26 protein-coding genes are annotated in these 20,765 nt (G+C 42.0%); 10 read left to right on the plus strand and 16 right to left on the minus strand.

Annotation, left to right across the window (positions count from 1 at the left end):
- Positions 1-20 precede the first annotated feature (20 nt).
- Positions 21-2,408, plus strand: coding sequence for an endopeptidase La (lon, locus tag V7O63_RS09415; protein ID WP_340818221.1), 2,388 nt, complete (start codon positions 21-23; stop codon positions 2,406-2,408).
- 117 nt (positions 2,409-2,525) lie between these two features.
- Here the strand turns inward: lon and V7O63_RS09420 are convergent, their stop codons facing one another.
- Positions 2,526-3,407: a cation diffusion facilitator family transporter gene (locus V7O63_RS09420; protein ID WP_340818223.1), complete on the minus strand. Its 882-nt coding sequence runs from the start codon at positions 3,405-3,407 to the stop codon at positions 2,526-2,528.
- A gap of 71 nt (positions 3,408-3,478) precedes the next feature.
- On the opposite strand from V7O63_RS09420, the gene V7O63_RS09425 reads away from it, so the two are divergent.
- Complete coding sequence (locus tag V7O63_RS09425) at positions 3,479-4,114, plus strand: VTT domain-containing protein (protein ID WP_340818225.1); 636 nt, start codon at positions 3,479-3,481, stop codon at positions 4,112-4,114.
- A 29-nt stretch (positions 4,115-4,143) separates the two neighbouring features.
- On the opposite strand, the gene V7O63_RS09430 is transcribed toward V7O63_RS09425, so the two are convergent.
- Both V7O63_RS09430 and V7O63_RS09435 read right to left on the minus strand, forming a co-directional pair.
- On the minus strand, positions 4,144-4,428 hold the full coding sequence (locus tag V7O63_RS09430; protein WP_340818226.1) for a ferritin: 285 nt from the start codon (positions 4,426-4,428) through the stop codon (positions 4,144-4,146).
- A gap of 146 nt (positions 4,429-4,574) precedes the next feature.
- Positions 4,575-5,180 (minus strand): isoprenylcysteine carboxylmethyltransferase family protein, encoded by a 606-nt coding sequence (locus V7O63_RS09435; protein WP_340818228.1) that lies wholly within the window; start codon positions 5,178-5,180, stop codon positions 4,575-4,577.
- Positions 5,181-5,336: 156 nt separating this feature from the next.
- Here V7O63_RS09435 and V7O63_RS09440 point away from each other — a divergent pair, with 156 nt between their 5' ends.
- Complete coding sequence (locus tag V7O63_RS09440) at positions 5,337-5,765, plus strand: glyoxalase/bleomycin resistance/extradiol dioxygenase family protein (protein WP_340818229.1); 429 nt, start codon at positions 5,337-5,339, stop codon at positions 5,763-5,765.
- 51 nt (positions 5,766-5,816) lie between these two features.
- On the opposite strand, the gene V7O63_RS09445 is transcribed toward V7O63_RS09440, so the two are convergent.
- The 9 genes from V7O63_RS09445 to V7O63_RS09485 form a co-directional block, all read right to left on the minus strand.
- Positions 5,817-6,419 (minus strand): hypothetical protein, encoded by a 603-nt coding sequence (locus V7O63_RS09445; RefSeq protein WP_340818230.1) that lies wholly within the window; start codon positions 6,417-6,419, stop codon positions 5,817-5,819.
- A gap of 142 nt (positions 6,420-6,561) precedes the next feature.
- Entirely contained in the window at positions 6,562-7,527 is a 966-nt protein-coding gene (locus tag V7O63_RS09450) for an NAD(P)-dependent alcohol dehydrogenase (protein WP_340818232.1), read from the minus strand.
- 17 nt (positions 7,528-7,544) lie between these two features.
- A complete protein-coding gene (locus V7O63_RS09455; protein ID WP_340818234.1) occupies positions 7,545-8,255 on the minus strand; it encodes a DUF4386 domain-containing protein in 711 nt (236 codons plus the stop codon).
- Positions 8,256-8,377: 122 nt separating this feature from the next.
- The gene (locus V7O63_RS09460; RefSeq protein WP_340818236.1) at positions 8,378-8,764 is read right to left on the minus strand and encodes a VOC family protein; all 387 of its coding nucleotides are present in this window, start codon (positions 8,762-8,764) and stop codon (positions 8,378-8,380) included.
- 100 nt (positions 8,765-8,864) lie between these two features.
- Entirely contained in the window at positions 8,865-9,353 is a 489-nt protein-coding gene (locus tag V7O63_RS09465; protein ID WP_340818238.1) for a hypothetical protein, read from the minus strand.
- A gap of 49 nt (positions 9,354-9,402) precedes the next feature.
- Positions 9,403-9,720: a multidrug efflux SMR transporter gene (locus tag V7O63_RS09470; RefSeq protein ID WP_340820831.1), complete on the minus strand. Its 318-nt coding sequence runs from the start codon at positions 9,718-9,720 to the stop codon at positions 9,403-9,405.
- Between the two features lie 274 nt (positions 9,721-9,994).
- Positions 9,995-10,666: a DUF4386 domain-containing protein gene (locus V7O63_RS09475; RefSeq protein WP_340818240.1), complete on the minus strand. Its 672-nt coding sequence runs from the start codon at positions 10,664-10,666 to the stop codon at positions 9,995-9,997.
- Between the two features lie 42 nt (positions 10,667-10,708).
- The gene (locus V7O63_RS09480) at positions 10,709-11,104 is read right to left on the minus strand and encodes a zinc-binding dehydrogenase (protein ID WP_340818242.1); all 396 of its coding nucleotides are present in this window, start codon (positions 11,102-11,104) and stop codon (positions 10,709-10,711) included.
- On the minus strand, positions 11,101-11,829 hold the full coding sequence (locus V7O63_RS09485) for a DUF4386 domain-containing protein (RefSeq protein ID WP_340818243.1): 729 nt from the start codon (positions 11,827-11,829) through the stop codon (positions 11,101-11,103). The genes V7O63_RS09480 and V7O63_RS09485 overlap by 4 nt, the downstream gene beginning before the upstream one ends.
- A 148-nt stretch (positions 11,830-11,977) precedes the next feature.
- Here V7O63_RS09485 and V7O63_RS09490 point away from each other — a divergent pair, with 148 nt between their 5' ends.
- Positions 11,978-12,403: a hypothetical protein gene (locus tag V7O63_RS09490; protein WP_340818244.1), complete on the plus strand. Its 426-nt coding sequence runs from the start codon at positions 11,978-11,980 to the stop codon at positions 12,401-12,403.
- Between the two features lie 182 nt (positions 12,404-12,585).
- On the opposite strand, the gene V7O63_RS09495 is transcribed toward V7O63_RS09490, so the two are convergent.
- A complete protein-coding gene (locus tag V7O63_RS09495) occupies positions 12,586-13,005 on the minus strand; it encodes a GNAT family N-acetyltransferase (protein ID WP_340818245.1) in 420 nt (139 codons plus the stop codon).
- Positions 13,006-13,404: 399 nt separating this feature from the next.
- On the opposite strand from V7O63_RS09495, the gene V7O63_RS09500 reads away from it, so the two are divergent.
- Positions 13,405-14,004, plus strand: coding sequence for a 4Fe-4S binding protein (locus V7O63_RS09500; protein WP_340818246.1), 600 nt, complete (start codon positions 13,405-13,407; stop codon positions 14,002-14,004).
- A gap of 23 nt (positions 14,005-14,027) precedes the next feature.
- On the opposite strand, the gene V7O63_RS09505 is transcribed toward V7O63_RS09500, so the two are convergent.
- Both V7O63_RS09505 and V7O63_RS09510 read right to left on the minus strand, forming a co-directional pair.
- On the minus strand, positions 14,028-14,738 hold the full coding sequence (locus tag V7O63_RS09505) for a formylglycine-generating enzyme family protein (RefSeq protein WP_340818247.1): 711 nt from the start codon (positions 14,736-14,738) through the stop codon (positions 14,028-14,030).
- A 353-nt stretch (positions 14,739-15,091) separates the two neighbouring features.
- A complete protein-coding gene (locus tag V7O63_RS09510; protein WP_340818248.1) occupies positions 15,092-16,342 on the minus strand; it encodes an ATP-binding protein in 1,251 nt (416 codons plus the stop codon).
- Between the two features lie 266 nt (positions 16,343-16,608).
- Here V7O63_RS09510 and rsgA point away from each other — a divergent pair, with 266 nt between their 5' ends.
- From rsgA to V7O63_RS09525, 3 genes are all read left to right on the plus strand, one after another.
- On the plus strand, positions 16,609-17,724 hold the full coding sequence (rsgA, locus tag V7O63_RS09515; RefSeq protein ID WP_340818249.1) for a ribosome small subunit-dependent GTPase A: 1,116 nt from the start codon (positions 16,609-16,611) through the stop codon (positions 17,722-17,724).
- A gap of 39 nt (positions 17,725-17,763) precedes the next feature.
- On the plus strand, positions 17,764-18,192 hold the full coding sequence (locus V7O63_RS09520; protein WP_340818250.1) for a hypothetical protein: 429 nt from the start codon (positions 17,764-17,766) through the stop codon (positions 18,190-18,192).
- A gap of 88 nt (positions 18,193-18,280) precedes the next feature.
- Positions 18,281-18,721, plus strand: a complete 441-nt coding sequence (locus V7O63_RS09525; protein ID WP_340818251.1) for a hypothetical protein — start codon at positions 18,281-18,283, stop codon at positions 18,719-18,721.
- A 168-nt stretch (positions 18,722-18,889) separates the two neighbouring features.
- On the opposite strand, the gene V7O63_RS09530 is transcribed toward V7O63_RS09525, so the two are convergent.
- Positions 18,890-19,198 carry a (2Fe-2S) ferredoxin domain-containing protein gene (locus V7O63_RS09530; protein ID WP_340818253.1) on the minus strand — a complete coding sequence of 103 codons (309 nt, stop codon included), beginning with the start codon at positions 19,196-19,198 and terminating at the stop codon, positions 18,890-18,892.
- Between the two features lie 175 nt (positions 19,199-19,373).
- Here V7O63_RS09530 and V7O63_RS09535 point away from each other — a divergent pair, with 175 nt between their 5' ends.
- Positions 19,374-19,922 (plus strand): N-acetyltransferase, encoded by a 549-nt coding sequence (locus V7O63_RS09535; RefSeq protein WP_340818254.1) that lies wholly within the window; start codon positions 19,374-19,376, stop codon positions 19,920-19,922.
- A gap of 144 nt (positions 19,923-20,066) precedes the next feature.
- Complete coding sequence (locus V7O63_RS09540) at positions 20,067-20,456, plus strand: potassium channel family protein (RefSeq protein ID WP_340818255.1); 390 nt, start codon at positions 20,067-20,069, stop codon at positions 20,454-20,456.
- The last annotated feature ends 309 nt before the right edge of the window (positions 20,457-20,765 follow it).

Consider the following 20,765-nt stretch of genomic DNA (forward strand, 5'->3'; position numbering starts at 1 on the left):
GACCATAGAACAAGAGAACAATGTACCCACAAGCAACCGAAAACAAGACAGAAAGCATTGTGATAAGACTTTCTGAAATGGTAGTATACCCGGAAAGCAGGACAAAGTTCCTCGCTGACAAAGATACTGGACAGATACTTCTTTCAATGATGGAAAATGAGGAAACTGCATATGCAGTGGGACTCACAATGAAAAGTGGAGCATCCCTTTCTGAGATATCAGAAGAGTCACTGTACAGGACCGGAAACCTTCTGGAGATAAGATCGATCATGCCTGCAGATAAAGGTTTTCTCGTTTCTGCAAGATCAGTACAAAGGGTGAAAGCTGTTTCATTGTACCAGAAGGACAAAATGTTCTTCACTACATATGAAGAAGTTCCTGACATAAATGATATTGACGAGAAACTTCAGGAAGAGATCGTAAAGGATATCAAAAGGACGATCCACGAGATAAGTGAACGTTTCAAGAGCTCGGAAGCCTTTACCAAACCAATTGACAGTATGACGTCAGTTGACCAGATCATGGGTTATGTAATGCCTTTCATCTCAATAGAACTGGCCGACAAACAGGACCTTCTGGAGACTACATCTGTCCGTGAACGTTACCTTACATTCCTGTATGTTCTGACAAACCATAAGGAGAACATCAATATCCAGATGGAGGTAGCTAAGAAGGTTGCTGAGAAGGTCAACAGGTCACACAGGGAAGCAATGCTGCGTGAACAACTGAAGGTGATTCAGGAAGAGCTTCACGAATTCGATGGTCCGGCTTCAGGTGAGGACAACTATCGTGAAAGGATAGAAAGCTCCGGCATGCCTGACGATGTTAAGAAGAAGGCACTTTCTGAACTGAAGAAACTTGAGACCGGTGGTCACAATAATCCTGAAAACCATGTTATCAGGAACTATCTCGATCTCCTGCTCGATCTTCCCTGGGAAGTCACTGAAAAGAAGAGCATTGATATCGAGCAGGCCCGTGAAGTGCTTGAAAGCAATCACAACGGACTTGAAAAGGTCAAAGAGAGGATCATACAGCATCTTGCGGTAATGAAACTCAAGCATGAGAAGCAGGGCTCGATACTGCTCTTCACAGGACCACCAGGAACCGGGAAGACAAGTCTTGGCAGAAGCATTGCAGATGCACTTGGCAGGGAATACGTACGTGTGAGCCTTGGTGGCGTCAGGGATGAGGCCGAGATCAGAGGACATAGAAGGACCTATATAGGTGCCATGCCCGGTAGGATTGTACAGGGTATCAGGAAAGCTGGAACGAAGAATCCTGTGTTCATCCTTGATGAGATCGACAAGCTTTCATCATCCTATTCAGGGGATCCTGCAAGCGCTCTTCTTGAAGTGCTTGATCCGGAGCAGAACAATACGTTCTCCGATCACTATCTGGAAGTCCCTTATGACCTGTCCGAGGTACTGTTCATAGCAACAGCCAACTCACTGGCAAGCATCCCGGGACCACTGCGTGACAGGCTTGAGATCATTGAGATATCAGGTTACACCAAGAATGAGAAGCTTGCAATTGCAAAGGACCATCTGCTGCCTCTCATACTTGAGGAACACGGTCTTGATGAGGATAAGCTCAGGATCGATGACGATGCCCTGAAACTGATGATCGACAGGTACACCCGTGAAGCAGGAGTCCGCGGACTGAAGAAACAGCTTGCAAGGGCTGCAAGGTTTGTGTCAGAAAGAATCGTTTCAGGGAATGTAGAACTCCCTTACACGATAAAGGAGGATATGCTGAAAGAGGTTCTTGGAAAGGAACTTGTCCGCCAGGATGACGCCAGGAAGGAACATGTGCCCGGTGTTGTCACAGGACTTGCATGGACACCTGTAGGTGGTGATATCCTTTTCATAGAAGGGACATTCATGCCTGGAAAGGGAAAACTCACACTTACGGGCCAGCTTGGGGATGTGATGAAGGAATCTGCACAGATCTCCCTCAGTCTTGCCAGATCAAGGCTTGCAGGATCAGCAGATACTTTTGATTTCGCTGAGAGCGACATCCATATCCATGTACCTTCAGGTGCAACACCTAAGGACGGACCATCGGCAGGTGTGACCCTCTTCACTGCGGTCACGTCACTCATCACAGGAAGGACTGTGGACCCGAAACTTGCCATGACAGGTGAGATCACCCTTAGTGGTGCTGTACTGCCTGTAGGTGGTATCAAGGAAAAGGTCCTTGCAGCCCACAGGGCAGGCATAAAGAAGGTGATCCTTCCAAAGGAGAATGAGAGGGACCTTGAGGATGTTCCTGAGGACGTCAGGAAGGAGCTCAGGTTCATACCTGTTGAGACCATCGAAGAGGTCCTTAAGGAAGCACTGGATATCGACCTGCACAGGCCTGTTGTATCATATACAGGACACAATATGGCATCCGCAGGGAGTGTATAAGAGTATTGAATAAGGAAGCCGGACAACGTGGACAGGTTCAATTGTTCGCACGGTCCGGCTTTGCTTTTTTCTTTGCTTTATATCTACCATCTTTACAGACCCTTTCTTTCAGTTCCTTCATGTGCCATTAGGCATCTCGAAGATACATTCTTCCTCAGAACAGTGTCCTTCACTTTCCAGTTCCAGGGTCGAATGTCCAATTCCATGCTTCTTTAATCTGGTCTTTACAGCTTTTTTGATCTCATCCGGTCTTTGCAGGTATTCATCCTCAACAACGATGTGGGATGTCAGGATATCAGTTTCTCCTTCAAGTGACCATACATGGAGATCATGCATCATCTTAACACCTTCAACTCCAAGAACCGATGCTTTGATCCCATCAATGTCTATATGCTCGGGAACTCCCTGTAACAGTAGGTTAAAGGTTTCTTTTGAATTTCTGGTTACACCCCACAGCACAAAGAGGGTGAACCCTATTGTCATAATGGGATCGACCACTGGTTTATCCCAGAACCTGATTATGACAGATCCTATGAGCAGGATCACCCAGCCTGAGATATCTTCCAGGAGATGCCATGAGAGGACCTTCTCGTTCTGACTCAGACCAGTTCTTAGCCTGAGGTATCCTATTCCGTTAATTGTCACTCCGAGAAGTGCCACCAATATCATTCCTTCAGCATTCACAGGTTCGGGGTTCAGCAGTCTGGGAATAGCCTGCGACAGAATGAACAGGGAACCAGCTATAAGTACGATAGCAGCAAAGAACGCAGCAAAAAGCGATAACCTGCGGTATCCGAATGTCATCCTGTCTGTTGGAGGTTCCTTTGCCTTTCTTTCAGCAAACCATGCAAGTATCAGGACACAACTGTCACCAAAGTCATGTAAGGCATCTGCAAGAAGTGCCAGACTATTTGTCAGTATGCCTCCGATGATCTCTATTATTGTGAAAAGGACGTTCAAAGATGCAGCTAAGCCTATGTTCTTTTGCCTGTCCCCCATAATTAATTCATGAGTTTGCATTGCTGTTAAATCTTCTGTTCTTTAGGAGGAAAGGACTTTATCAGATCGGTATGAAACAAAAGGCTGATCCAATGGAACTCAATGACAGGAAAGGGACACATAAAGAAAACGATGCTTTTTGTCCTGTATACAGCAGCAATGAAAGTACAAAGATCATCTGGGTGATTCTCCTTTTCATCATCTCATGGTCCGTACTTCTTTATTTCTACCCTCCAGAAGTGATAGTTGAGATGCTGGGCGTTCACAATGTCTATCTTCTTATTTTCCTGCTGGCTGCCATAGGTGGTGTTTCTACGTTCACCTCGACCACTTTCTACACGACACTTGTCACAATAGCTCTGGGTGGTGTCAATGTATTGTGGGTTGCACTCTTTGCAAGTGTTGGTCTGACATTGGGGGATATGCTGTTCTATTATCTTGGAACTAAAAGCAAAGGATGTGTCAGAGGAAGATACGGACGTTATGTTGGCAAATTGATAGTGCAGTTCGACAGGTTCGGTGACAATATAGTGATGATGCTCATATTCCTTTACTCACTGACACCTCTACCAAGTGATATACTTGCCATTGCTCTTGCGATAGTCGAATTCCCCTTCAGGAAAATGGTCGCACCGCTGCTGATCGGTAATTTTGCTCTAATAATCGTACTAATAGAGCTTTCAAGATTAGGATACAGCCTGATATGAATCTATAAAAAAATAAAAGAGAAAAAGCCTTAATCCTCAAGGCTTGCTATGTCTTCCGTTTCGGCAAAAAGGTATTCTTTAAGCTCTTTGGAGAAAGCATCATCATTCTGTCTGATCCATTCCAGAAGCATGGCAGCATGTTCTTTTTCCTCGTTTGCATTATGGATGAGTATCTTTTTGAGATTCTCATCGGTGCAGGCATCTGCCCTCTGGTTATACCAGTCAACAGCTTCCAGTTCCTCTCTTAAGGAGTCGATGGCCCTTTTCATGTTCAAAGTCTTTTCTGATGTTTGACTTCTTTCTTCATGCATCATTTTTTTAACACCTTTCTGTTGTTTTTAAAAATATAATATTTCAGGGGATATGATATCTCTTTAAATTGAATTCCGTTTAGGAATGAGAACAACTGAGATATATGCTTTTTCTTTTATGTCGACCGGAATACCAGCTTTAAGGGTCATTATTTCTCATAATAGGGTTTTAACCGTGGGATTATCCTGCGAACATGTTTCTGGTATTCCCTGTATTCATCGCCGAACTGAGCCAGAAGCCTGCTTTCCCAATGAAGAGAACCCATGACAAGATAGATCGTTGTCAGGATGTATATGATCAGCAGGTTCGTTGTCATGAAAGGGGTCAGACACATGAAGACCAGTCCGGAAAACAGGAATGGGTCTCTTATCCAGCGATAGATACCATGGATATCCAGATGGCCTGCCTCTGGTGTATTTGGTGCAGATAGCTGTCCCTTTAACTTGAATCGATGAGGAGCATCCCTCAATGCCCTCGGACCAATAATGGCAACTATTATCTGGCCGCCTACCATGAACCAGCGCCATGGTGATGGAACGATATAGATGAAAGGACCCGGGTTCTTATAGAGCAGGTATACCAGTGGGATAAGAGTTAGAACAGCTATGATGTTGTAGACAGGCATATACAGGTCGTCAGCTCTTGAACCCAGAGAACGCCTGATGAATCGTTTGACAGGAAGACTTGCCAGCACACTGTGAATAACTGCAAACCCTAACAGACAAAAAATGAGCACTATTATAGATACGACCAATGACTCCAACCTCCTATATAATATTAGGAGGATGTTGTATTTAGGGTTTGTGAGAATGGAGAAATTGCTTTTCGAGATGTAGAAGAATTGTCGGGAACTTATTTAACAAAAAAGGTCTCAATTATTGATACTAGTACTCAAAGTGGGAGTGAAGTAATGGCAATAGAAGCATACATAAATTTTAACGGGAACTGTCGTGAAGCTGTCGAATTCTATGCTGATGTCTTTGGAACGGAGAAACCTGAGTTCATGCTATACAGGGATATGCCGGAAGATGACGACTCCTTCCCTGTTACAGAGGAAAATGCAGACCTGATATTGCATACCTCTCTGGAAATAGAGGGAAGCGAAGTGATGTTCTCTGATATCCCTCCGGGGATGCCTTTAACCATTGGGAACAATATCAGCCTTGTGATAATGGGCAATGATATGGAAAAGCTGACTACGATGTATAACAGGATCCTTGAGGATGGCGGCACGGTGGGCATGGAGCTTCAGGAAACGTTCTGGGCCAGACTGTACGGCTATGTGATAGACAAGTTCGGGGTTGGCTGGCAGTTCAACTATGATGAAGAAACTGAATGATACATTTTCACATGAATGTTTGAAAAACAGGAATAGACTTGAGATCCAAGCCTATGAGAACATGTCTTCTAGATAACTTGCAAGTACCTGCTGTACGTTGGTATCCCTGGCTGGGGTCTTGCCACATTCCATGTATTCCATGATATATCCAGGGAACACATAGACCCAGCCACCACCCAGACTGTCCATGATAGCACGAAGCTTACTTCCACCTACAGCAAGTGCGAATCTAAGCTGGGACAGGCTGGTCATGCTATCCGGTACTATCATGACGATAGAACCTGATACGAAATTGTATATCAGGGATTCCTTTATTGCAGGGTCATACTCAAGGCTAAATTTCTTATTCTCTTTTGTATTATCCTTAATGTAATCGAGACATTCATTATAGCGGTCACAGTTCCTGGTAAAAGGTGATATGAACTGTAAATTCGTTTTATCATCACTGTATGAAAGGGACCCTGAGTTCTCATCAACTGTTGCCTGAATATCTGTATCTGTGATACCGAAATCATTCGTTTCTTCCAGAATGCTGGTAACAGGAATTGAGAAGGTCATAGGTTCGTCACTGACCTTTGAAGCAGGATTATAGTCAGTATACTGGGTGATCATTGCTTCAATAAGTGCATTCTTTAGTGGCATGGGTAACTTCATTGTGGAGGCTCCTTGATAAGGATAGATGATTTTGCTTGTAGACAGAAGTCATATACCGAGGTTCTAGTATTTATTTTTTTCTAAAAATACCCAATTATTGTCTCTACTTAAAATCACATATCCCGGTTCATATCAAAAAACATCATTCATCAATGATTATTACTACATTCCCTTTTTTGTGGCCTGTTTCAACATATCTGCAAGCTTCTACTATCTGCTCAAGCGAATACTTCCTGTCAATAACAGCTTTCAGGTAACCTTTCTCCAAAAGTCCTTTGAAGAAAAGCACATCCTCTTTTGTGTATTTAGGAAGCGGGAACATGGCCCTTTTGTTGCCGATCACAGAGGTAAGGATGTCCAGGAAAGGATTCTGGGCCATAAAACCCAGTTCTGTTGAGAAATAGATACCACCGGGTTTCAGAATGTCCCTACATCGCAAGAATGAGCTCTTGCCGACAGCATCGAAGACCACTTCATAATCCAGATTATCTTTTGTGAAATCCTCTTTTGTGTAGTCGATCACCCTGTCTGCTCCCAGTTCCTTCACCAATTTCATATTCTCAGTGCTGCAAACCGCTGTGACCTCCGCCCCATAATGTTTTGCGAGCTGCACTCCTGCTGTTCCTATGGAACCCGAAGCACCATTGATGAGAACTCTTTGCCCCTTTTGGATATTCGCTTTGCGAAGGTAAGTCCAGGCCAATATCGCACCATCACAGACAGAGGCAGCTTCCTCAAAGGTCATATTATCCGGTTTGATCACTACAGGGTCTTCTTCTGTCAGGCAGATGTATTCGGCATGAGCACCGAATTTATCGCCGCTATGGCCAAAGACATGGTCACCTTCTTTGAACTCCTTTACGTCTTTGCCGGTTGTCTCGATAATTCCGGCAAACTCGGTTCCGAGTATCTTTTGTTTTGGTTTGAGAAGACCGGTGAAGAATCTTGCAATAAAGGTTTCAGCTTTCCGAAGACCACAATCGGTCCTGTTCACTGTTGTAGCATGGATCCTTATCAGGATCTCATCGTTCTCAGGGACAGGTTTTGTCAGTTCTTTTATTTCGAGAACTTCAGGCGGACCATATTTTTCATGCACAATTGCTTTCATTCAGTTTTCCCCAACTCTTAGTTTTCATATTGGTCCTTTATTTCAGGTAATTTATACCATTTCAATAGAAGCCAGAGCATAAATAATAATTCACCCCATCCAAAAAGTGTGCTGACCTCAAGACCGAGGTCCGGTAGAAGAACCCTTCCCAAATAATCTATCAGATAACTTAAGCCTGCAAGCATCACCAGAATGCCAAGTATCTTCGGGATGTAGTCTGACCTGAAAATCAGATAACCAAGAAGTACTAAATGAAGACCAAAGAAGATAAATCCGACAGCCCATCCCTCATTGAATGCATCAATAAATAACATCATTTGAGCATACAATTGCTCTGTTCCAAAAGCAGTCAGATAGAAGTTTTCTTCTAAAAGTAGCAAAGCAATGACAAGAAAAACGAGACAAAACACCAGGACCGAGGCATATACCAGCCTGAACCATGCCATAAGAAGGGAAATGCTCCTGTTAACCGGTCTGAGGAATACATAAAACGCCCAGGCCACCAGCACATCAAGAATAGCAACGACAATAAAGCAAAATATGGATATGCGGAACAGTCCTTCATTAGCCATGATATTCTTCGCTGTTTCCGCAGCATTACCTGGTATAATAATACCCGGGAGAATTAAATAATAGGCTATGATGGCAAATATGGTCATGGCCAGAAGACCAGATCCGGCTACGAGTGCAGCTTTGCGTTGCGACAGATCTGTGAAAATATCTGGCATTCCAATCCCTTCCTCCAGACTAACTTTTATTATATATGATATTTAGTTTTTCCCGAATATGATGAATATCCTGAACCTGACCTATTTCGTTGACAAATTCATTAATTATTCATTATAGAGTTTTAGTTCACATGGAATATAGCCCAGATATGTCCATCCAGATCCTCAAAACTGCGTCCGTACATCCACTCATTGTCCTGTATTTCTGCCGCTTCAGAACCACCGGCTTCGATGGCTTTTCTGATAAGTTCATCTACCTTTTCCCTGCTTTCAGAAGATAGGGAAATTGCAACACCAGCACACTTATGAGGGTCACATGTCTGCTTTGAGGTGAACAGGTGGAAGAGCTCCTCTGTCACCAACATCACAAAGCTATCATCACTCACGATCATGCAGCTGCCTTTCTCATCTGACAATTGAGGGTTGAATTCAAAACCAAGTCTGGTGAAGAACTCAACTGATCTGTTGAGGTATTTTACAGGTAAATTAACGAACATTTGAGTGGTCATAAAATTAAGATGGGTCTGATCAGCCATAAATCTGATCAAAAAAAGAAAGTGAATAGAACTGCCTGAGAATTAATTAACAAACATGGAAAACATCAATTGACTAATCCTTGTTCTTTTTCAGCTGATCGATGTGGTCATATATATGGCGGATAAGTTCTTCAAATTTATTGATCTCTACCAGATACATCTCATATGTCTCTAGCTTCACTTTTTGTTCTTGCGTAACAGCATTGTCTTTATACTCATCTATAAGAGGAGCTATTTTCCTTTTTGCAATGTTCAGCTCGGTTTCATATCCATTTCTGATCTGGAGGGCAAATGCATCTAAAAGGTTTTTTTCCATGGAGAGATAGGTTTTGCGTGATCCGGGCTTAGTAATCCTTTTTATGCTCCAGAAATGTTCAATATTCTTAATCTTGAGGCTGATAGAAGCACGACTGTAACCTGTTCTTTCTGCCAGCTCTTCCATACTGATCTCATCTGATTCAAAGTTAAGTATGGATAGTATCCGGGCAGTGGAATCATCAACACCATATCCTTTAAAGATCTCATGACCAATGTCAATTATCTTTTTTTCAATTTCATTCATTTAGATCAATCATTTTGAATATCGAATATTAAAGTATTGGGCTATAGCATTATGCTGAAACCATTTTCAGGCCACTAATGCCTACAACGATCATTGCAATGAAGAAAAGTCTGGATACATTCATTGATTCATTGAGAAAAATGATTCCCAGAGTAACCGTACCAATGATCCCAATACCGGTCCATACAGCATACCCGGTTCCAACAGGTATTACCCTCAAGGATCTTTCCAATAGGTACATACTCAGGATCAAACAGATCACTGTAAAGATTGTAGGGTATAATCGGGTCAAACCATCAGTATACTTTAAACCAACAGCCCACCCGGTTTCGAAAATTCCTGCAATGATCAAGTATATCCATTCCATTATCAATTCATTCCGTATTTTTAATAATTATTAAATCTACTAAACGCTAATCCTTATTTATTCTTGTCGATAAAGAATTCATATTATTGCTATCACTTTCGCATAAAGGAACCTGAATTAGTCATCAATGCAATAATGCTGCAAAAGGAAGTCACCGATGAAGATCCTGAAGTGTTTTTGTTACAGGGTATGATGACTCATTGTTCCATTGGAAAAGTTGGTTTTCCTGTATACAAAGACAGCAGATCCATATATCAGATGTCTTTCCTGAGAACTATGTATTATGTTCCTGAATATCGAATCCTTTAATGATCAGCCACACCGCAAAAACCATTTCCTGCACAGCTATCGGGACGAACAGAATGTCAGCCTGAGCAATGCCAAAGGCCTGTAACAGGTAGTAAACCCACAATAACAAGGCTCCTGCAAAACCCCAGACCGATATCCATCGAGGAACAAGTCTTGATATGAACAATACATAGTTCAGGATAAAGGCAGATATGGTAAAAGCCACTGCAAACCCAAGCAGAAAAGTCCAGTCAGCTGCTGCCAGCAATAAAGAACCCAGGGTTTGGTAATAAGAAGTATCAGGAGTTCCTGCCTTTACGAATTCCTGACCTAGTGTCATCAGTATCAGTATGGGAATTACATTTATAGCAAATAGTACACCCTCGGCCAGTCTGGCACCGGTGTATCCGAGAGCTAAAGTCTCACTATATCTTTTCAGGATCGGGTATATGACTATTCCGATGCCTGCAACTGCAATCGCATCGACCAGCACAAGTAATGACCCGATCATTAGGTCTCTATCCTTTTCAGCAGCCAAGACCAGATGATCTGTGCTACTCAGGACAGGAGTAACTAAAATAACACTAAGCGAGTATGCAACCGTGGCAGTTATGAACAATACTCCAACGATGATCGCAGCCTTCCTTTCTGAATTCATTGTTCCTTCATCCTGTTATTTGAACTTCCTGTTTGTATCATCTTAACTAAAATAGTCATCTACAACACTGATGACCACCGTTCCTTTTTTCTCCCCTGATTCGACATATCTGTGAGCTTCGGCAGCCTGTTCAAGGGAATAGGTCCGGTCTATGACCGTTCTTAGCTTTCCCCCTTCGATGAGCCCTTTGAGGAAGAGCAGGTCCTCAGTACTCTCTTCAAGGAGCGGGGATAGCGCTTTCTTACTGTTTGTCAGGTTGAGCCACATTATCTGAAAGAACCGCAGTGGTCTGTATGTGGTTAAAAGATATACCCCATCTTTCTTCAATGAGCTGACACTACCTGCAAAGGGGCTCTTACCTACAGTATCAAAGATTATCCACTTCTGATATATGAAGTACTTCATGGGGCCGAATTTATCGTATACTGCTGTTTTCACATTTCTTCTCCGGATAAATTCAGTTTCCTTCCTTTCAACAGAAGCCAGAATGTCAGTGACAATTCTCCGATGACACCGGGAACGACAACTATGAGCATGAATATGCCTGCATATTCAGCATAGCTGGCAAGCATAACGTTGGCAAAACTATCGATCAGGTATCCCAGAGCTGCTATCACCAGAAGGATACCAATGAATTTTGGTATGTATCCTGAGGTGATGATCAGATAGCCAAGTACAGCAAGATGCAGTCCGAAGAAGATCAGGCCGATCAGCCACATATCGTTGAAAGCGGTCAGGAAAAGCATTACCTGAGCCTGCAATTGTTCAGTACTTAGTAATGTTGTGTAATTTGCATCACCTAAAAGTCGCAGGATACTGAAAAGGTTGTAGAGAGCTATCCCGAATATTGTTACGTTCACCAGTCTCAGCCATGCAGCGAACAATGAAAGTCCCTTGCTTACCGGTTTGAGAAGAATGTAAAGTGCCCAGGCCACCACTACATCGAATATGACCATGATGATAAAGCCCAGAATTCCTGAACGGAACTGGAATTCATTGTTAATAAGATTGCTCAGGGTCCCTGCAGCGTCCCCTGCAATGATAAGTCCTTCAAGAACGAAGAAATTGGCCAGTATTCCCATTACGAAGATTATCAGGTAACTGATACCTGCAACCACTGCAACTTTACGCAGAGGTATGTCGTCGACTATGCTGTCTTTCATTTAAACCCACATCCTTGAAGATTCAATTTGATAACAGGTTTTATTTATGTGTTCCTGAATTGATCGGGAAAAGACTTACAGCAAACAAATGCTATTTATTTATGATAAATACATATTTATTTATGTTGTCAATCAGCTATTCTAAGATATGGTAAATGGGGTTACAAATATCTGGTTCACTATTCTGAAGAACAATTTCCAGATGCTCGGGCTTGATAGATCAAAGCCCAGAGGAATAATTATCCTTGGGATACTTATTGGCATAGGTGCAATAGGCCAGTTGATCATGGGCCTTACAGGTCAGTCCATAGCCATTCTGGGTGGTGTATTACAGGCAGATGCCGCACTTTTTGCTTACATGTTCTATGCATTGGTTTCAGCAGGAATATCATACGGATTCCTGAAGCTTAAAAAAACGGTTTTCTATCTTTCGATCCTTTGGTTCCTGTGGGGTGCAACAAACGGAACATCGAATTATCTGGCACTGGACAATTATGAAATGCTTGCCGATGGTGTGTTGAGTATTGTTTTTCTGGCTTATATAATTTCAAAGAAGGTATATTTCGTAAATTGATATCTCAGAGATCAGGCAGATGAATTGGTATAAACTACTGAACAATAATTCAATGAGCATTAACTAAAGAGTGGGGCTAGATTTGGAAATTATAAACGGACCGGGAATAAAGGAAATATATACAGTAAGATATCATTTGCCACGATATTCTTCCCCAATAACAATATAAGGTTGTGCAAGACTTAAATATGCTTCATCATGACCAGCACTTTCCTTTTCTCTTTTCCGACTTCGTACCAGTCTTCTCCGCAAAATGTGTATCCCCACTTCATGTAAATATTCTTAGCAGTGGTATTGCCGTTCCATACGCGCAGCCACATCACCCTGAAACCTTTTTCCCTGGATATAGAGTCCCCATTCCTGGAAAGAAGTCTTCCAATACCTTTACCTTTCTCCCCATCTTTAACATAAAGACGTTGCAATTCTATTGCCTCGTTATGTGCCACACAATCAGGTACTACGGATCTCAGGAATTTTGCGTAGCCATATATCTCTCCCTTTGTGTCCTTGCAGATAAGATAAAGAACTTCTGAGCTTTCGACCTCACGTTCGATCACTTTTTCCGAGAAAGCATCATTCACATAGGCTCTAAGTTCTTCCATGGGAAGTGTAACCTTATATGCGTCTATAAATGATCGTTTTCCGAACCTGGAAAGAAAGTTGACATGCGATCGATCGGCCTGTACTACATGAAACTGGTTCTTCATATCATCTCCTGAGATCAAAACTCACCTGTTTGCTTCGGTAGAATAAAATGGCATGTCAGGTGGAGTACATTATTGCTCTCTAATTTCAAATTGACGTAAGGACATTTCTTAGCTTTTTTTGAGGCAATATTTACCTGCTAATATCCTCGATCACCTAATTGTTGCAATGTCATAACTTGATCCCTTAATAGCTAACAAAGACAGTAATGATTATTTCAATATCTGATCTGCTGATGCATGGTGAGATCACTTTTACTACCAGAACATAAATAGATAGGATAATGAGGTTCTAACATGGATGACCCACTGGAATTTTTGAGGAATATAAGGTCAGTAGCCATTGCAACTGTTGACGGAAACAGACCGGAGGTCAGGATCGTTGATGTAATGGTCCATGAGGATGATAAACTGTATTTCGTGGTGGCAAGGGGAAAGCCCTATTATGAACAGCTGAAGGCGAATCCTTATGTGTCGGTAGTTGCCATGGACGAGAACTATGTCACAGTAAGGGTAAAAGGCAGAATAGAATTCGTAGATAATGGCTTTCTGGACAGGGTCTTTGAACTGAATCCTGTCATGAACCATATATATCCGGGGGATACAAGAGAGATACTTGAGGTGTTCTGCCTTTCAAAAGGTACAGGGGAGATATTCGACCTTTCAACGAACACTCCTAAACGTGAGAGGTTCGCATTCGGAGGGGAAAAGGTCGAAGAACCGGGCTACAGGATCACTGACAGATGCATTGCCTGTGGTATATGTAAAGATGCATGTCCGGTAGGAGCCATAAGTGAAGGTGACATCTATGTCATTGAAAGTTCTCTCTGCCTGGAGTGCGGCAATTGTTATGAGAAATGTTCTTATGATGCTATTGAAAGGCCATCAGGGTTCTGATATTCAAAATATGATCCGGATGATCACAAGGACCTGAGAAGGCGGAAACCAACAGAATATGTACCGTAATCTGAGTTAAAATTACTGCGGGATATTGAATAACACTTCTCGGGATCATTGACCCAGCTTCCGCCACGCAGAACGATCGCTTTGTTGCCTGCGAGTTCCCAGGCCGTGCCTTCTTCAAGGGCTTCTTCGTAACTCCAGTGATGTTTGTCCTTACACCATTCCCAGACATTTCCATGCATGTCATATAGTCCCCATGGATTTGGTTCCTTCTGACCTACAGGGTGTGTCATGTGCTCTGAGTTACCGTAGTACCAGGAATATTTATCCAGTTCAGCCTCACTGTCTCCAAATGAATATCTGGTACCTGTTCCAGCTTTGCAGGCATATTCCCACTCATTTTCGGCTGGAAGGCTATATTTGTCTGTTTCTTCCATTGAATTGAGTTCTTTGATGAAATTTTGCACCTCGTTCCATGAGATACACTCAACGGGTCTGCCATCCCCATCAAAACAGGAAGGATGGTCTCCCATCACAGCTTCCCATTGTTCCTGTGTGACCGGATATTTTCCAAGGTAGAATGACTTCATGATGATATTCTGATGGTCTGGTATCCTGAACCCCAACTCACCGGGACCAATATGGGATATTTGGGATCTGCCGGCAGGGATCAGCACGAATTCCATTCCTATGGAATTCTTCAAAGTTCTGACAGGACTTGTAACCATTTATTGCCACCCATGGTCCTTTTCACCGGGACCATTCTCTTAATTCAGGGTCTATAAGAGATTATATCCGGTCTTTACATTTAGGCCTATGCGGATCTTTGTAAGCCTATATATGTCCTTTTGACCAGTTCTAAATATGATAGAAATGAAGAAAGGACTGATTGGTCGGGTTGGTCGTGGACCTGCTAATTACAGAGTGGATATGGTATACAGGACAAGAGTAACACTTTAACTGGGATCAGGTGTACATCACAGGCACTGGAATAGGTGGCCAGTGTCTGTTACTTTTCTTTTATGATCGGAATTCACACATAACCTCTGAAATGTGGTCCTATATCCACTTTGTCCTTATTTCAATTATTAGATCCATAGTTCTCTTTTACAGGCATTGTAAAAGTGAACGTACTTCCTTTTCCAGGTTCGCTTTGTACTGTAATGTTCCCATCATGCAGTTCTACGAACTTTTTAACAAGTGACAAACCCAGACCGGTTCCCTGGTATTTTCGTGAAAGAGATGAATCGACCTGATAGAATGGTTCAAATAAAAGTTTTTGATCATCTGAGGATATTCCAATACCATTGTCTATCACGGATACTGACAGTTCACCAGATATCATATCACTTTTTATCCATATTTTTTCGCCGGAAGGAGTGAACTTTATGGCATTCCCGATAAGATTGTAAAGGATCTGACGGAACTTTGCCCTGTCAGCATAGAACCAATCAACTTCTTTACTTATCAGGACCTCTATTTCAATACTTTTCTCACGCGAAAGAGGAGAGATGATCTCCAGTACTTCAAAGATGGCATCAGCTACTAAGAATTGTTCAGGCAGTGTTTCCATTTTCTTTGCTTCGATCTTTGACAGGTCAAGGACACCATTTATCAGTTCAAGTAATTGTTTTCCGCTGTACTTTACATTTCCAACATATTGGGTTTGCTTTGAATTCAATTTACCAGAGGAGTCCGTGAGCAAGAGTTCAGAAAAGCCAATGACCGAGTTCAGGGGTGTTCGTAATTCATGACTCATTTTTGCAATGAATTCACTCTTTGCCATGTTTGCATTTTCAGCCTCGACCTTTGCATTGATAAGATCCTGTTGACTTTCCCTTAATAAATGCTCGGTCTTTTTTTGTTCGGTCACATCGTCAACAGTCAGTAACACCTTAGGATGGCCAGCGGAATATATATGCGTAGTGGATATTATTAGATCTCTTTTTGATGGCTGGTCATCGATCATTATCGTAAGCTCAGCCTCTCTCTTATACACGTTCTCCTGGGTCCGGAAGGTATCAAGGACAGTATTTTTAATAGTACAATCTTTGCAGTTCTCATTCTTTCCACATCCATCGCCATCAAATGAATGGACACAGGAAAAAAGCTCTCCACCCAGTAATCCCAGGGCATCTTCTTTTTTTATTCCAAGAGTTTTGGAAGTAGTATGATTTATGTTCTCAACCCTTCTTTCAGAACTTACAACTACCATTATTAAAGGTGCATTCTCAAAAATAGAGTGAAATAAAGATGTATCATTAGAAATGTTATTCTGAATTGCTCTATTATGAAAATCGGACAATTCACAGAGTTCTTCTGTTCTTTCCATTTGAACACCTATATATTTTTATACAAAAGATAAAATAGACAGCTAATGTATCTGACTTTCAGATATAATGTGTTATTTTTACACTTTTACACAGGTCATTGTGCAATCAATATACTTAAAGGTTTATGGTCACATAATAATATAAAAACACACAAATATATATGGTGTGCATTTTTTCTAGACCCCTCTAATCTTTTATCAACCAAAAACCAACGTATTTCATTTCTGTCAAAAAGTTTATCCACCATAACATTTTGGTAGATCATATGGATAATGAAGACAGGAACGAAATAATCGACATATCGGGCAATTATGATATACCCGGATGGAATGTTTCTCTTGAAACTGCATTTGCCGCATATAATGGACCATATATTCCCGGCAGGATAGCTGCCCGGCATAAGACTTTATTCAATATACTTACTGAAAAAGGCGAGGTGCAGGCGACAATATCAGGAGCCATGCGCAAGATCGGAAAGCAACCGGTTGTCGGGGATCATATTGTGCTGCTCGATCAGAGTGATATAAATTCATACACCATTGTGGATATCCTCCCACGCACATCCTGTCTTTCCAGAGGTGCTGCAGGAGATTCCGGTGAAGAACAGTTGATCGCTGCAAACATCGATACTATTTTCATCGTCACGGCTGTGGGGCATGACCTCAATGTAAGAAGACTTGAAAGATATCTCACCATCGTTCATTCTTCCGGAGCAAGACCCGTTATTCTGATCAACAAGATCGACCTCGCTGACAATCTATCAGGCGACCGGGCAGATGACCCATCAGGAACCATACAGGAAATAAAGGATATTGCCGGCGATGTTCCAGTGCTGACCATCAGTGCTCTTTCAAAGACCGATCTGGATAAACTTGATCATTTCATGAACCCTGATGAATCAATAGCACTCATCGGTTCCTCAGGGGTCGGGAAATCAACTCTGATCAATGCACTTCTGGGACATGATATACAGAAGACATTAGGTGTTCGTGCAGATGACGATAAAGGGAAGCACACCACTACTGTGAGACAGCTTTTCGTCCTGCCGAACGGGACGATATTCATTGATAACCCTGGCATCCGCGAGATCCAGTTAGGGGATTCATCCGACGGTATTGACAGGACATTCTCCGACATTGCTGAACTTGCACATAATTGCCGTTTTAAGGATTGTACCCATCAGAACGAGCCACACTGTGCTGTCAAAAATGCGGTAGCTGAGGGAATCATAACCCGGGAAAGGTTTGATAGCTATCATAAGCTGAATGGTGAACTGGCCTTTCAGACTGATAAGGCTGAGATAGGCTTAAAAGGAGTGGAAAAGAAAAAGTATAAAGGGATAGCGATCGCCAGAAAATATATGGGTTCTAAGAGGCAGTGATGACAAGATCGATCATATGAGAGTTGCAGGGGAGGGGTTATGCTGGAATTTATCTCAGGTTTACACATTTTTGTTGGTATTCTGATTCTCATTGTGGGATTCATTTTTCACTGGATAGGACAGCTCATTTCCATATTGGACTGGGACCTGGCCACAAGCCTGGGGTTACAGGAAAAGGATATGCCTCCTGAGTTCAAGGTATATGAACATGCGATAGCTGTTGCCGATGTATCAATTGGGTGGACCTATGGAATAGCAGCAGTAGGTCTGGTCCTGGGTCTTCCATGGGCAGTAAAGCTTGTGTGGATCCCGGGTGTAATTTTGATATATCACAGCCTGAGCTTCTGGTACTGGACCGGAAATCGGATAAAGTTAGGATATCATCTTGAAACGAGAAGATTGAGAGTTGCATGGTCCTTGTTGAATTTTATAACAGGTATCCTGGCAATTATCATCGCATGGCAATGATAGTATATCGATTACATGTGCTCATTTGAAGAACTGATACAAATATTTAAAGCGTATCAGAACAGAGATCAATACAGGGGTTTGGAATATGCAGGAACTTGATCTTCTATCAGAAATGACCTTGTATGTCCTTTTATTCTTGTTCGGAGCAATAACACTTCTTCTACTGTGGTTCCAGATCAATGTCTACAAAGGTAAAGCAATGGACAATCCGGATGGATCGGTCGATGACTGGCATGAACAGAAGATCCTGTACGGGATGTCATTTGCAGATATAGTCATCATTTTTCCGGCTACCTTTATCGGGATTGCCTTGATACTGATCGATTCTCACTGGGGTTTTTATATTCTCGGAATGATCAGTTTCTGGCATGTGTGGGCCAATACTGCTTTTACGATTAGCAGCTTGCGTTTTGAAGAACCTGAAATCACTTTCACGTGGATTCTGGTCTACCCTTTTGGAATACTGCTTGGTCTTTTCTATCTTATCTGGCTGTTCATCCACTTCGATAGGGTGTTTTTTCCGTGAACACACAGAGATAATTTACAGATAAATAGGATAACTGGACTATTATGCAATTCAGAATCAGTATATTTACTAACTTTTGTACCAAATGCCCTGCAAGAGTACTTTTGAGATTATGAAAAAAGTGGGTCATTCGACCAAATCGAACAACCTTGGCTAACGTATGTGTTCTTATGATATGAGCAGTCTGTCTACGACTCCGCCTTCCTCAACTGCATCAAGTATGTCCTCGATATCACCTGCGGTGACCTCGCCATACCATATCTGCTGAGGGTAGATCATTACTATAGGTCCTTTCTCACAAAGACCCACACATCCGGTGGCAGTGACCATCACTTCACCTTCCAGGTCCCTGTCCATTACTTCTTCGGCAAACATTCCTACAAGGTTATGTGATTTCTTGTTCTCGCATACGCCCTTTACCATTCCGTTTAGTCTTGTGCTTGCGCAAACAAATATATGAGTTTCTGGTTTTTGCATGATGAGCCTCCTTAGAGTTATGTCTTGTCGACATATCCACGGAAGGCATTTACTGAGGTCTTGATATTTAAAAGCATTGCTTAAAATGTCCTGAAGAAAAAAGCACACATAGTAGTAAATACATTGAAATTATACTGGCTATGCTTGTAATAATTTTCAAGGGGACACAATAACAATGCATGATATTCTGATAAGAGATGCAGAAAGATCGGACTTTGATGATGTAATGCAAGTCGAAAAGGAAGCTTTTGGTTATGAGAAGGAAGCAAATCTGGTATCTCAGCTTCTTGAAGACGAAAGCGCAGAGCCGATCATATCCTTACTGGCTTTCAAGGGTGACGAAGCAGTCGGACATATTCTTTTTACAAGAGCAACTATTGATGGAAACAATGGATCTCCGTTGATCTATCTTCTTGCACCTCTGGCAATTAAACCCGAATATCAGAGGCAGGGAATAGGTGGGATGCTGATCAATGAAGGCTTGAGGAAGTTAAAAGCAAACGGTGCTGAAATGGTCTTTGTTCTGGGCCATGAAAGCTATTACCCACGATATGGATTCAAGCAAGATGCCGGAAGTATGGGGTTTGCAGCACCTTATCCTATACCCGAAGAACATGCAGGTGCATGGATGGTCTATCCTCTGAGTTCAAAAGCTGTCAATAGAATCAAAGGTAGGGTCGTTTGTGCTGATGCTTTGAACAAACCGGAACACTGGAGAGAATAATGATCTTTTTGCTGTTATCATGTGTATCAGGCGATCTGACAAGAACAGCGAATAGTATTTGCATGCGAAGAAAGAATTGAGAAATAGAGAACTATGCTCCCATTGATCCTGCCATTCATTATATTCTTCAGTTCACTCTTTAAAATGCTCAAAGAGCCAGAATTCAGAAGCACTTTTATGCTTGCTATAATCACGCTTGCTTTTGGAACTATTGCATATCATTTGATAGAAGGATGGAGATGGCTTGATTCTTTATATTTCTCTGTGATGACGCTGACAACGATAGGTTATGGGGACCTCGTGCCGGTTACAGACTCGGGGAAGATCTTTACCATAATATACGTGTTCATGGGACTTGGGATACTGCTAGCTCTTATTAATGCCACAGGGGAGCATTTCAGAAAACATCAAAAAGATATACCGTCATTAAGAGCACAGAATTTTCTTTGGGATTCGGGAAACTCCCTTCAAAAAATGGAAAGAGACATTCTGGAAAACATCCAGGATGACGAAGAAGACCATATAAGGAATTAAGAAAGCATGACCCATGAGATCGCATTCAACAAAGCATAGGGTCAGATTGCAGAGCTTACTCCTTCTGAAAATTAAATCGGCCGTATTTTACGGATAGCTATAAGGTAAAAGTAACTGAGAGGATGATACTACTGAGGATATTGCGATGATGTTGTTCCATCTGGCTGAACAGATCAGTGATTTTCGTTATTGATCATCTGGCATAGAGTGTTCTTGATCTTATTATTTTTATTCATGCAATTGTACAGTTCCCCTATCAAATTAACCCCGTTAACTTTTCAAATAATAATGTTCCGGAACATAGTTTCG

The organism is Methanolobus sp. WCC4 (genome assembly GCF_038022665.1).
In the GTDB taxonomy this organism is placed as follows: Archaea; Halobacteriota; Methanosarcinia; order Methanosarcinales; family Methanosarcinaceae; genus Methanolobus.